The 12,536-nt window shown below is 72.3% G+C and carries 11 protein-coding genes; 6 read left to right on the top strand and 5 right to left on the bottom strand.

Annotation, left to right across the window (positions count from 1 at the left end):
* Positions 1–103: 103 nt before the first annotated feature.
* The 4 genes from MTF65_RS13430 (at position 104) to MTF65_RS13415 (ending at position 2,815) form a co-directional block, all read left to right on the top strand.
* Entirely contained in the window at positions 104–934 is an 831-nt protein-coding gene (locus MTF65_RS13430; RefSeq protein WP_243628886.1) for a lantibiotic dehydratase C-terminal domain-containing protein, read from the top strand.
* Positions 935–989: 55 nt separating this feature from the next.
* Positions 990–2,039 (top strand): 3-dehydroquinate synthase, encoded by a 1,050-nt coding sequence (locus MTF65_RS13425; RefSeq protein WP_243628885.1) that lies wholly within the window; start codon positions 990–992, stop codon positions 2,037–2,039.
* Positions 2,040–2,145: 106 nt separating this feature from the next.
* A complete protein-coding gene (locus MTF65_RS13420) occupies positions 2,146–2,502 on the top strand; it encodes a hypothetical protein (RefSeq protein WP_243628884.1) in 357 nt (118 codons plus the stop codon).
* A 157-nt stretch (positions 2,503–2,659) separates the two neighbouring features.
* On the top strand, positions 2,660–2,815 hold the full coding sequence (locus MTF65_RS13415; protein WP_243628883.1) for a hypothetical protein: 156 nt from the start codon (positions 2,660–2,662) through the stop codon (positions 2,813–2,815).
* A 70-nt stretch (positions 2,816–2,885) separates the two neighbouring features.
* Here the strand turns inward: MTF65_RS13415 and MTF65_RS13410 are convergent, their stop codons facing one another.
* Positions 2,886–5,957: a BTAD domain-containing putative transcriptional regulator gene (locus MTF65_RS13410; protein ID WP_243628882.1), complete on the bottom strand. Its 3,072-nt coding sequence runs from the start codon at positions 5,955–5,957 to the stop codon at positions 2,886–2,888.
* Positions 5,958–6,137: 180 nt separating this feature from the next.
* Between MTF65_RS13410 and MTF65_RS13405 the strand changes: the two genes are divergently transcribed.
* Positions 6,138–7,643 carry an NB-ARC domain-containing protein gene (locus MTF65_RS13405; protein ID WP_243628881.1) on the top strand — a complete coding sequence of 502 codons (1,506 nt, stop codon included), beginning with the start codon at positions 6,138–6,140 and terminating at the stop codon, positions 7,641–7,643.
* On the opposite strand, the gene MTF65_RS13400 is transcribed toward MTF65_RS13405, so the two are convergent.
* A complete protein-coding gene (locus tag MTF65_RS13400) occupies positions 7,591–8,694 on the bottom strand; it encodes an FAD-binding oxidoreductase (RefSeq protein ID WP_243628880.1) in 1,104 nt (367 codons plus the stop codon). The two genes, MTF65_RS13405 and MTF65_RS13400, sit on opposite strands and share 53 nt — an antisense overlap.
* Before the next feature lie 219 nt (positions 8,695–8,913).
* Between MTF65_RS13400 and MTF65_RS13395 the strand changes: the two genes are divergently transcribed.
* Positions 8,914–9,189, top strand: a complete 276-nt coding sequence (locus tag MTF65_RS13395) for a hypothetical protein (protein WP_243628879.1) — start codon at positions 8,914–8,916, stop codon at positions 9,187–9,189.
* On the opposite strand, the gene MTF65_RS13390 is transcribed toward MTF65_RS13395, so the two are convergent.
* The 3 genes from MTF65_RS13390 to MTF65_RS13380 all read right to left on the bottom strand — a co-directional run bounded on the left by MTF65_RS13390 (position 9,156) and on the right by MTF65_RS13380 (position 12,369).
* A complete protein-coding gene (locus MTF65_RS13390) occupies positions 9,156–9,815 on the bottom strand; it encodes a methyltransferase domain-containing protein (protein WP_243628878.1) in 660 nt (219 codons plus the stop codon). The two genes, MTF65_RS13395 and MTF65_RS13390, sit on opposite strands and share 34 nt — an antisense overlap.
* Before the next feature lie 346 nt (positions 9,816–10,161).
* Positions 10,162–11,118 carry a sigma-70 family RNA polymerase sigma factor gene (locus MTF65_RS13385; protein WP_243628877.1) on the bottom strand — a complete coding sequence of 319 codons (957 nt, stop codon included), beginning with the start codon at positions 11,116–11,118 and terminating at the stop codon, positions 10,162–10,164.
* Between the two features lie 18 nt (positions 11,119–11,136).
* The gene (locus MTF65_RS13380; protein WP_243628876.1) at positions 11,137–12,369 is read right to left on the bottom strand and encodes an NAD(P)/FAD-dependent oxidoreductase; all 1,233 of its coding nucleotides are present in this window, start codon (positions 12,367–12,369) and stop codon (positions 11,137–11,139) included.
* Positions 12,370–12,536 lie beyond the last annotated feature (167 nt).

Raw genomic sequence — 12,536 nt, 5'->3', positions numbered from 1 at the left:
CGGCCGGGATTCTTTTCCCCGATCACCGGATGATGCGATGTGTGCGCACTACTCTCGGCGGATCCACGCATACTCGACCTCTCCATCCGCGAGGTGATCTGAAGTGAGTCGTGACTGGCTCTTCGTTCGCATACCGAATCCGCTGAGAAACAACCAGAACGAGGACCACTCGTCGCGGGTCCTCTCGACCGCGGTGGCCGATCTCGCCGGCCATCTGCGCCTTGCCGACCCCGAGGGCAACTGGCAGTTCCGGCGGCCCGACCGGAGCGCCGGATCGAACCTGGGACTGTGGTTCCACTCCACCCACGAGGTCCTGGAGGAGCTGGAGCGGCGGCTGCGGGCCCACACCGCTGCCCACAACTGGCCGGTCATCACCGACCGGTACGACCCGCCGACCGCCAAGTACCGGACCAGCCAGACCATCCGGCTGGCCGACCGGCTCGCCACGGAGTCCAGCGAGTTCGCCCTGCGCCTGCTCCAGGACGGCGGCCCGCGTCCGGAGGAGCGGCTGCCGCTGGCGACCCTGCACCTGTGGCATCTGTGCGCACTGATGGCGCCGGCCGACCGGGCCGCGTTCCTGTTCCACTTCTGGCAGTTCGGGACCGATGACCTCGGTCCGGCGGGCCGGGTCCAGCTGGCGGCCGAGGCCGACGGATACGCCGCCACCCTCCTCAGCAGCCCGCCGGAGGTGGACGGGCAGGTGTGGGAGCGGTACGTACCCGCCGTGCGCTCCGTCATCGGGGGCCGGCAGGACACCGGCGTACCCGTCAACTACCTGCTGTACGACCACGCCCAGCTCACCCACGACCGGCTCGGCATCCCGACGGCGACCGCCGCGCTGGGTGCCCGGGCGCTGCGCGGCGTGCTGGCGGCAGGGGCCACCCTCCCCGCCTTCACGGCCGAGGCCAGGACGCTCGTCCTCCAGTCGGTCTGACCGCACTGGCCATGGGAACTGACCATCGGAACTGACCATCGGAAAGGGAATCACCGTGACAGCCACGGACACGCGGGTCCACAGCGGGATCCACAGACGGATCGACGTGGAACTCGGCGAACGCGCGTACCCGGTGCACATCGGTTCCGGCGTCCGGCACCTGCTCGCCGAGAAGATAGCCGGGATCGGGGCGCGGCGGGTGGCCGTGGTCTCGGCCAGACCGCGTGACACCCTCCCGGAGACGGGAGTGCCCACCCTTTACCTGGAGGCGCGCGACGGCGAGGAGGACAAGAACCTCGCCACCGTGGACCGGATGTGCCGGCACTTCGCCGAGTTCGGCCTGAGCCGGGCGGACGCCATCGTGTCCGTGGGAGGCGGCACGACCACGGACTCGGTGGGGCTCGCCGCCGCGCTCTACCACCGGGGCCTGCCGGTGATCCACCTGCCCACGACCCTGCTGGCGCAGGTGGACGCGAGCGTCGGCGGGAAGACGGCCGTCAATCTGCCCCAGGGCAAGAACCTGGTCGGACAGTACTGGCAGCCCTCGGCGGTGCTCTGCGACACCGACTACCTGGAAACCCTTCCGCAGCGGGAGTGGACCAATGGGTACGGCGAGCTGGCCCGGGCCAACTTCATCGGCGCCGGCGACCTGCGCGGGCTGCCCCTGGAAGAGCAGATCGCGGCGAGCGTGGCCCGCAAGGCCGAGATCGTCGCGGCGGACGAGCGCGACACCGGGTTGCGCCACCTGCTCAACTACGGCCACACCCTCGGGCACGCGCTGGAGCGGGCCACCGACTTCGCGCTGCGCCACGGTGAGGGAGTGGCCATCGGAACGGTGTTCGCGGGGCGGCTGGCCGGGGCGCTGGGCCGGATCTCCGCGGAGCGCGTCGCCGAGCACCTGGACGTCGTCCAGTCGTACGGGCTGCCGTACCTGCTTCCCGCGGGGATGGTGACACGGGAACTGGTCGCGCTGATGCGGCTCGACAAGAAGGCGACGGACGGTCTGGCCTTCGTCCTGGACGGACCGCGCGGGGCCGAACTGGTCCCCGGTGTACCGGAGTCGATGGTCACCGAGGTGCTGGATGGCATGCCGGGCGAGCGTTGACGGACTACGGTCCGGCGCCGCGCTCCCGCCCCGGGAACACGCCGGGACGGGATCGGGAGGAAGCGAGCGGAGTATCACCGCAGTTGACCGAAATGAGGAGTGACCCGTGAACCATGAACCGGACCTGCCGGACCTGCCCCGGCTGCTGCGGGAGCTGTCCGCCGTCGAGCCGGGGGCCGGGCGTCGGGCGGGTGAGGGCGGCCCGGGGCCGGACGACGCGGCGGAGCCACTCGACGGGCCCGGGTTCGAGGTCGAGACCCGGTCGGTGGCCGGTATGCACACCGTGGTCGCCATCACCGCCGAGGACCGGCCGCCCAGCGAGGCGGAGCGGGTACTGCTGCGGTCGGTCGTGCGAGCCCTGCTCGATCTGGCCGGCTACGAGTCGGGCAGCGCGCGTACCCGGGTGGTCCTGACCAAGCACGGCTACCGGATCACTGCCTGCCGTACGGCCCCTGTCGTTTGAGGGCTTGAAGTAGACCCCCATTGGCCAGTGGACGCATGTTAGCCATGCTCGTTCCCTCGATACCGTCAGGTCGGTATTGAAGGGGGAACCGTTCGGGAACGGCCGCGGACAGCATCGGTGATGTCAAGACGACGGCGACGTACCAAGGGGCGGGAACATGCGCGGCAAGCCGATTGCACTGGGTGGGATCTTCGTGATGGCACTGGCTCTGGTCCTGGGCGCGACGGTCGGAACGGACAACGGCGCTGCGGACCTGACCTACGGTCACCACGTGCTGGCGGACTCGAAGGGTCCGGCGATCATCGCCCCCTGAACCGTCCCGGCGGTCCCGGCTCCGCACGCAGCATCCGCCCCGTACCGGCATCCGGTACGGGGCGTTGCGCTCAGCGGACGCGGCGGTGGGCGGGCAGGTCCATGTCATCGAACAGCTCGACCGCGGCGGCACGGTACCGGGCCGCCGCTTCCGCGTCACCCAGGCCCTGTGCGGCCTCGGCCATCCCGTACAGGGCATGGGCCTCTTCGGCGCGGTAGTTGATCGCCGAGGCGATCCGGTGCGCGTTCGCGTGCAGCTCCATGGCCTCCCCGTACGCGCGCCTGCGCCGCTGGAGGGCGCCGAGGATGTTCTCGATCTTCGACTGCCGGATCGGTACGGCAGTCGAGCGAACCAGCTCCAGGGCCTGCTCGGCGTCCCGCGCGGACCGCTCCTCCTGGCCGAGCCGGTACGTGACGTCGGCGGACAGGGCCATCAGCAGGGCGAGTTCCTCCGCACCGGCCGCGGGGTCGTACAGCTCGCGGGCCTGGGTCAGCAGCCGCAGGGCGAGTTCTCCCTCGCCCAGACCCGCGTGGGCGAAGGCCAGATCGACCAGGGCCCCCGACTCGTGGTGACGGTTGCCGACCTCGCGGTTGAGCGCGAGCGCCCTGCGCCCCGCCTCGGCGGCCTCCGGATAGCGGCCCCACTCCGTGAACAGGGTGCTCAGAACGCTCTGGCTCTCGGCCTCCTGCCGCGTCGCTCCCAGCTCCCGTTCGAGGGCGATCGCCCTCTCCAGGCGGACCACGGCTTCGGGCAGCCGCCCCAGCATGAGCTTGAGCAGGCCCAGCGTGCCCTCACTGTGGGCCTCGGTGTGCCGGTCGCCGCGGCGGACCGCGAGTTCCAGGCCCTCTTCGGCGACCTCGATGCCCTCGGCGAAACTGCCGAGCTTCGTGCACGCGATCCCCAGGTTGGACAGCGCCACCCCCAGCAGGACCGGGTCACCCAGGCGCCGGGCGGCGCCGACGGAAACCCGCCCCACCGCCCTGAAGTCCGCGAAACGTCCGCTTTCGTACAGCGCGAAGACGAGATTCCGGGTCAGGTGGACGACGTGCCGGTCGAGCCCCATCCTGTCGGCCAGGGAGACGGCCGCCAGGAGGCCGGTGTGTTCGCGGGTGAACCACCCGCGGGCGAGCCGGGCCTCGTCGAGCGGCGGCAGTTCGGCCGGTGAAGGCACTAACCCGGTGTCGTGCTGGCGTCGGCCGGGGAACAGCACCGCGCACGCCGCGGCGGTCGCCAGCAGGTAGTAGTCGAGCAGCCGCTCGCAGGCCGCCGCGTCGATGATTGCCGTGACGGGGTTGCCCAGGCTGTGCGCGAAGCTCCGTACCAGGTCGTGGAAACCGTACAGGCCGATTTCGGGCTGCTGGAGCAGGTGCATGTCCAGCAGGAATTCCAGGATGTCCTCGGCCTCCCTGGTGTCCGTCCCGATCAGGGCCGCCGCCGAGTGGATGTCGAGAGCGGTGCCGGGATGCAACGCCAGGATCCGGAACGCGCCGCGGTGGTCCTCTTCCAGCACCTGGTACGAGAGGCGCAGCGTCGCCGCCACGCTCCGCTCACCCGCGCTCAGCTCGTCGAGCCGGCGGGTCTCGTCCTGGAGGCGGGCGACCAGATACCGCACGGTCCAGCGCGGCCGGTTGCGCAGCCGGGCGGTGGCGATGCGCAGCGCGAGCGGCAGATGGCCGCACAGCTGGGCCAGCTCGGCCGCCGCCTCGGGCTCTGCCGCCACCCGCTGCTCGCCGAGGGTCTCCGCCACCAGCCGTGCGCTGTCCCCGGGCGGCATCACACCGATGGAGATCCAGTCGGCCCCGTCCAGGTCCAGCAGCCGGGCCCGGCTCGTGATCAGCACGAGGCAGCCGGGGGACGCCGGCAGCAAGGGTGTGATCTCCGCGGGCTCGACGGCGTTGTCGAGGAGCAGCAGCAGCCGCTTGTTGGCGAGCGTCGCCCGCCACAGCGCGCTACGGCCCTCGACGCCGTCGGGGATCCGGTCGCCGGGTATGCCCAGCGCCCGGAGCAGGCTGTCGAGCGCCGTGCCCGCCGTCACGGGCTCCTCGCCCGAGGTGAACCCGCGCAGGTCGATGTGGAGTTGCCCGTCCGGATACTCGGCGGCCAGTCGGTGCGCGGCCTGTACAGCGAGGGCGGTCTTGCCGCTGCCGCCCATGCCGTCGATCGCCACGATCCGGGTGCGCTGCCCGGTCGCCTCGGCCGTGCAGGCGAGCAGCTCGGCGAGCTCCTTGTCGCGGCCGGTGAAGTCCGCGAGGTCGTACGGCAGGGTGCAGGGGGCCTCGGCCGGTACGGGGGCCGGGGGATATGAGGCCGGCGCCGGTGCTGCCGGGGCGGGGGCTGGGGCGTGGGCGGCTGAGGCAGGGGCGGCCGGCTCAGGACCGGCCAGCTCGGGGCTCTCCTGCAGGATGGCCGCGTACATCTTGGTCAGCTGGGGACCCGGATCGATGCCGAGCTCCTCGACGAGCAGCTCACGGACCTTCCCGTACTCCTCCAGGGCCTCGGCCTGCCGTCCCGAGCGGTACAGCGCGAGCATCAGCTGGCAGCGCAGCGTCTCCCGCAGCGGGTACTGGGAGACCAGTTCGCGCAGGTCGACGACCAGTTCGGCGCTCTCGCCCAGGCCGAGGCGGAGCTCGCACAACTGCTCGGCGGCCGCCAGGCGGCGCTCCTCCAGTGCTGCTGCCGCGGCCTCTATCACCGAACCGCCCGTGCCGCCCAGGACCGGCCCGCGCCACAGGGCGAGGGCGGAGCGCAGCAGCTCCGCGGCTTCGGCCGGGCTGCCCTCCACGGTGGCGGCCTTGGCCTCGCGGACCCGGATGCCGAAATCGGTCAGGTCCAGCTGGCTGTCCGAGACGGCCGTGCGGTAGCCGGGCCCATCGGTGACGATCACCCCGGCGCCGTCCGGAATGCGACGGCGCAGATCGGCCACGGCCTTGCGCACCTGGTGCGTGGCGGTGGCTGGCGGGTCTTCGTCCCAGGCGGCCTCCACGAGCCGCGATACGGGCAGTACTTTTCCGGGTTCCAGCAGCAATGTGACCAGGATCCGTTCCTGGATGGCCCCCCCGAGCCGGAGTCTCGTTCCGTCGGCCCAACCCTCCAGCGGACCGAGGATATTGAACCGCGGATGATTTCCGATGCTTTCGCCCATTGCACCCCTAACTCCCGGCACGTACGGCGCCCCCACGCAAAACCCCAGGTCTAGGCCTTGCCCAGAACGATCATAGGCCGTTCCCGTGCGGGGTGGTACTGACACGGGACGGGATCGGGAAGGGCGCGCGACACGGTGCAGGGGTACGTGAACTTCCCTCGGCACAGCAAGGAGGACAGCGTGGGCAGACCGGAGAAGCCCCTCGCCCCGGATGCCGGACCGGCCACCGCCTTCGCCCGCGAGCTGCGCCGGCTCCGGGCCGCCGCGGGCAGTCCCAGCTATCGCGAGATGGCCAGAAGCGCACTGTTCTCCTCGACCGTCCTGTCCGACGCGGCGGCCGGATATCGCCTACCGACGCTTCAGGTCGCCCTCGCCTTCGTGGAGACGTGCGGAGGCGACCGCTCCATCTGGGAGCGCCGCTGGCGCGAGGCGGCCCGCGCCGCCGGCGGCGAGTCCCAGCCGTCCCAGGCCGGTCCGGCTGCCAAGGCGGCGGCACAGCGGCAGGAGACCGAGCTGCACGCGGCCGCCCTGCGGGCACTGCTGCCGGCGCCCGCTCAACTTCCCCGGGAAATGCGCACGCTGACCGGCCGGACCCGACAGCTCCAGCAGGCCAGGGCGCTCACCCAGCCCGGCTGCCCGGACACGGCGGCACCGCTGGTGATCAGCGGACAGCTGGGCGTGGGCAAGTCCGCCTTCGCGCTGCGCCTCGCCCACGAGCTGGCCGCCGGCCTGCCGGACGGGCAGCTGTACGCGGACCTGGGCCGGGCCGAGGAGGAGGGGCGGGACGCCTCGGACATCGCGGCCGGCTTCCTCGGCGCGCTCGGCATTCCGGCGGACCGGATCCCGCAGGACGCCGGTCAGCGGCTCGGCCTCTACCGCTCGGTGCTGGCCCGGCGGAGGGTGCTGATCCTGCTGGACGACGTGCGCCACGAGCACCAGGTACGGCAACTGATCGACATCGGACCCGAGAGCCGGATCGTCATCACCAGCCGCTCCCGGCTGCTCGGCCTGGACGGGACCCGTGGCCTGCGGCTCGGGGTGCTCGACCGGGACGAGTCGGTGGAGCTGCTGGCCGGACTGATCGGCGGCGACCGGACCGGGGCCGCGGCCCGCGCTGTGCTGCGCCTCGCGGAGGCCTGCGGAGATCTGCCGCTCGCGCTCAATCTGGCCGGCCGGCGGATCGCCGCCCGCCCCGAATGGCTGCTCGACGAGGCCGTGACGGAGCTGACCGAGCCCGGCGGTTTCCTGGGACGGCTCCGGGCTGGTGACGAGAGCGTGTACCAGCGGATCGAGACGGCCTATCGGGGGCTGGGGCCGTGGGCCCGGCTGGTGCTGCGGCAATTCGCGGGCTCGGCAGCCCGGCTGTCCGCGGACACCGGCGTGCACGAGGTCGTGGACAGCTTGGCCCGGTCCTTGGAGCGGCCCGTGGCGCCGGTCGAGGAGCTGCTCGACGAACTGGTGGAGACCGGCCTGCTGGAGCGCTCCCAGCTGGCCGGGCAGTACGGCATGCTGGCGCTGGTCCGGGAATTCGCGCTGGCCCTGGCCGATCCGACGAGGCCGAGCACGAGCGGGGGCACGGGTGAGGGCACGAGCGGGGGCGCGGGGAGCTGCGCGTACGCGGGAGGCCGTCGGGCTATGGCCGGTCGAGGGCCGAGAGCCCGGTCGGTGACGGGGCCGCGTCCGTGAGTCGGTCCGCCAGTGAGCGGGCGATGAGCGGCGCGTACGTCAACGAGGTGCTGCCGCAGACCGCGTAGGCGTATCCGGCACCGCCCAGCGCCGCCGGCCCCGGTCCGCCGGGCTCGGCGAACGACAGGGTGATGTGATGCTCGGCCCTGGTGATCCAGTCCGGCCCGAAGCCGGGCAGCAGATCTCCGAACCCGCTCTCCAGGCGGCGCTGCCGGCCCGCCTCGGCCGCGACGCCGGTGAGCTCACCGGCCGGGTGGCGGGGCGTCGTGGAGCCCAGCGTGAGCGCGCCGCCGGCCACCGGCGGGACGAGCCAGGCACCGCCGGTGGCGCCCAGGCCCGCCACGGGCGGGGTGCTCGCCCACGCGGCGGCCTGGCGGCGCGGGACCCGGCAGTGCAGCAGGGACGTGCGGTGCAAGGTCAACTGCTCGGTGATGACCGGCGGCAACAGCCCCCTGGACCGGGCCCCGGCCGCGACCAGGGCCACGTCGCCGCGCAGCACGTCACCGTTGACCAGCCGTACGGCACCGCTCTCGCCGTCCACCGACGCCACCGGCCGGTACGGGTGCAGTTCGACGCCGGGCTGCCAGCGCAGCCAGCCGACGGCGGCGGCGAGCACCCGGTCCGTGAGCAGCACCCCGGCTCCCTCCTCCAGCACCGCACCGCGTCCTCCGCCCAGGTTCAGGTGGGGGTACCGGCCGGCGAGCCCGTCGGCCGTGAGGGCCCGGGCCCGGCCGCCGGCCTCGGCGAGCAGGGCCGCGCCCTCGGTTGCCGCCGGGGGAGGCATGAGGCTCAGGGCGCCGACCCGCTCGTAGAGACGAGCGCTGAACAGCTCTTCGAGCTCGCCCCACCGGTGCTGCGCGCGCAGCCCGGCAGCGGTACCCGCGAAATCCGCCGGGTTGAGGGCCGCCATGATGCGGTGCTGCCCGAAGGCTGTGGCCGGGCGGGCCGGAAGGGGACCGCGGTCGACGACGGCCACCTGGTGCCCCGAGAGCACGCACTCCACGGCGGTGATCAGCGCGACCACTCCACCACCCACCACGGTCACCCGCATGGCACACCCCATTGCTGTACGTCCGGACGGTCCTCATTGGACGGGACGCACGGGTTGTCCGGAAGCCCGGACGGGGGCCGGACAATCAACCGGGGATCAGGCGCACCGAGCCCTCCGTGTCGGTGGTCCCCTGTACCAGCTCCTGCCACAGGCCGAGGCCGGCGGCGATGATCACCTGCCGGGGCGCTGGAGCAGCTCCGGACTCCAATCCCCGTCCACGTGGTCCAGGAGGCGCTGCCGGTACTCGTCGAGCCGGCCTTCGTCTCCGGCGCCCTGCTGCTGGTCCGGTGGCCGCTCGTGTTCCGCCAGGTCGGTCACTGCACCGCTGGCACCGGCCTCCCCGCGGACGTCTTCCTCGGCCGCTGGCTGCTGATCAGCGCCGGCCTGTTCGCCGCCTCGACCGCGGTCCTTCTCGTACGGATGTGGCGCGGATCGCGGGCTGCGCGGCGGGCCCGGCGCGCTCAGGAAGCGGCGGCTCGCAAGGCCACGAAGTGACGGCCTTCGGCGGCCGACCAGCGCTCGACGGCGTGCCATCCCGATGCCTGGGCATGCCGGTCCAGTGCCGCTGTCCCGACGGCCGCCCAGGCGAAGGTGGCACTCACCGGCCGCTGCCCCTGGTGGATCCGTACGCGGCGCCGCTCGTCCACATCGCCGGCAGCGGTCTCCACCAGGAGCAACCCCCTGCCCTGCACCAGATCCCTGATCCGGCGCAGGAGCCTGCGAGGGTCGCCGCCGATGCCGATGTTCCCGTCGATGAGCAGGGCGGTACCCCATCCGCCCTCGTCGGGAAGAGGGTCGAAGACCGAACGGCGCAGCGCGACACCGCCACGGCCCACCGTCGTGCGGACGGCCGAGGGGCACACATCGATCCCCAGCGCCGAGTACCCGCGCCGGGACAGTGCCTCCACCATCCGGCCCGCGCCGCAGCCGATGTCCAGTACGCGGCCCCTGCAGCGCCGCAGCACCGCCCGGTCGGCGGCGTCGGCCCGGGCACACCACCGGCTCACGTCCAGGGGAAGGCGCCAGCCGTCAGCGCCACGCAGCGAGAGATCGCCTCGTCGTGCGTGGATCGCCCCCGCGTACGCGCCGCTGTTCCAGTCCTCGGTCTCCTGGGCGGTCACCCTTCATGCCTTGCCGCGCAGAGGCGTCCGGCACGGTACCGTCCTCCGATTCCACCCGAACAGACCACGCCAACAGCCGGAAATGGCACGGCGGATGGCGTGGTCTGTTCGGGCGGGTGCCGGTGATGCGGTCGCGTGACACCGCCCGGATGCCGAACCGCGGAAGCGGCGGCGGCGTCCGGGTCGGTGACGGATACGCGTGTGAGGCGGCCTTGAGGGCGGCCGCGCCGAAGGAGACGTCGAAGCGGTCGCACCAGATGGTGACGTGAGGGCCGTCCTCAGCTCTCCAGCAGGGCCTTGAGCGCCGCGAGGTCCTTTATTGCGTCTGGCCGTGGTCGGCGTCGGGTCACCACTGGCTGATGAGCGCAGTGTCCGGTTCGTGCTGTCGCCAGGCTTCGGTGAGGCGGACGAGGCGGGCGGGGGCGGCGATGCCGCGCACGGCTGCGATCTTGTCTTCGGTGACGTCGAACGTCACGGCGCCCATGACCTGGTCGCCGAGGACGAAGAGGACGGCGGGGGCGCCGTTGACGACCGCGTAGTGGATGGCGGGCGCGCCGCCGGCGAGCCGCCGCTTCGCGGGCGTGGGCTTGAAGCCGCCCCTCATGACCGCGGCGACGCGCTGCGGAGTGTCGTACCGCAGCAGCTTCTCGGCCAGGCCGGCGCCGTCGGAGATCGCGATCACGTCGTCGGTGAGCAGCGCCACCAGCCGTTCGGTGCGGCCCGAGGTGGCAGCGGTCAGGAATTCCTCGACGATCCTGCGGGCGGACGCGGGGTCGACTTCGCGGCCGCCTCGGCGGCGCGTGGCGGTGATGCGGGTCCGGGCGCGGTGGAGGTGCTGCTGGCTCGCGGACTCGGTGATGCCGAGGATCTCGGCGATCTCGGCGTGGCCGTATGAGAACGCTTCGCGCAGTATGTAGACGGCCCGCTCGATGGGTGACAGGCGCTCCATGAGGGTCAGCATGGCCAGGGAGACCGATTCGCGCTGCTCGAAGGTGTCGGCCGGGCCGAGCATCGGGTCGCCGTCGAGGAGCAGTTCGGGGAACCAGGCACCGGCGGTGCGTTCGCGGCGGGCCTGTGCCGAGCGGAGCCGGTCGAGGCACAGGTTGGTGACGACCTTGGTCAGCCACGCTTCCGGCACCTTGATCTGCTGCCGGTCGGCGGCCTGCCAGTGCAAGAACGCGTCCTGCACGGCGTCTTGGGCGTCGGCGGCGGAGCCCAGCATGCGGTACGCCAGCGAGGCCAGCCGGTTCCGGCTGGCCTCGAACCGACTGGTGTCGAAGCGATCCACGGCAATGCTGTCCATGCGGGCCACCCTAGGCGGCTACGCGACCGCCTTCTCGGCGGAGGCGTCCGGCGCGTACGGGACCGCGTTCTCGGTGGACGCGTCCGGTGCGGCGGCCAGGTGGCGCTGGCGCTTGGGCAGGCAGAAGGTCGGGTGCGAGTTGGTCCACAGCGACATCTTGAGGATGCCCGCCTTGATCCGCGCGGCCTTCCGGCCGCCCATGTACTTCGGCTTTGCCCGCGCTTCGTGGTCGACCATCTGCAGGATCCCGTCCTGCCGCCCGAGGCTGATGTGGTTGCCCGGGTAGTCCAGCTTGACGTGTCCGATCCTGCTGGCGGTCAGGCGTCCCACGATGGCCTTCATGGCCTGCATGCCGGTGTAGCCGGCCGTAGCGCAGGACATCGGCAGCGGTCGGCCGTTGTCGCCGATGGCGTAGACGCTGTCGCCGGCTGCGTAGACGTTGGGGTGCGAGAGCGACCGCATGGTTCGGTCGACGACGATCCGACCGTTCTCGGTGACCTCCAGCCCGGCGGCGGCGGCGATGGGGTTGGCCGCGAACCCGGCGGTCCACACGGTTGCGTCGGACGCCAGGGTGGTGCCGTCGGCGCACAGCACCCGCGGCGCTTCGACGGCTTCGACGCTGGTGTGCTCCAGGACGGTGATGCCCAGCCGGTCGCAGGCCTGGCGCAGGTGGCCGCGGGCTCCGGTGGAGAGCTGGGCGCCGAGCTCTCCGCGGGCGACCAGGGCCACCGACAGGCCGGGCCGGGATTCGGCGATCTCGGTGGCGGTCTCGATGCCGGTCAGCCCGTCGCCGACGACCACCACGTTCCCGCCTTCCCGCAGGCCGTCCAGGCGCTCGCGCAGGCGCAGCGCCGAGGGCCGGGCGGCGACGTCGAAGGCGTGCTCGGCCACGCCGGGGACACCGCGGTCGTCACCGTGGCTGCCGAGCGCGTAGAGAAGGGTGTCGTAGCCGAGTTCCCCATCGCCGTCGGTGTCGGCGTCGGCCACGGCGACGACCTGGCGCTCGGGGTCGACGGCGGTGACGCGGGCCAGGTGCAGACGTATCCCCGTGCCCGCGAAGATGTCGGCGAGCTTCTGGGTTTCGATCTCCTGGCCGGCCGCGACCTGGTGCAGCCGCATCCGCTCGACGAAGTCCGGCACGGCGTTGACCACGGTGATCTCGGTGTCCGCCGGGGACAGCCGACGGGCCAGGTTCCCGGCCACGTAGGCCCCGGCATAGCCGGCACCGAGGACGACGATGCGGTGCTTCATGAGCTGCTCCTGTCGGTTCGCTGGGCTCTCGGTGACTTGAGCGGAACAGCGCCCCGATTCCTGACAGGAACCGCATGTGACGTGGGTCACGGAATGGCAGGAACTTGGCCGTGCCCAACTGGAAGGTCCACACCACCGGTTGGCGGCACCGGACCACCGCCTTGAGG

The organism is Streptomyces sp. APSN-46.1, from assembly GCF_022815725.1.
Classification (GTDB): Bacteria; Actinomycetota; Actinomycetes; order Streptomycetales; family Streptomycetaceae; genus Streptomyces.
This window is presented reverse-complemented; position numbering and strand designations above follow the sequence as displayed.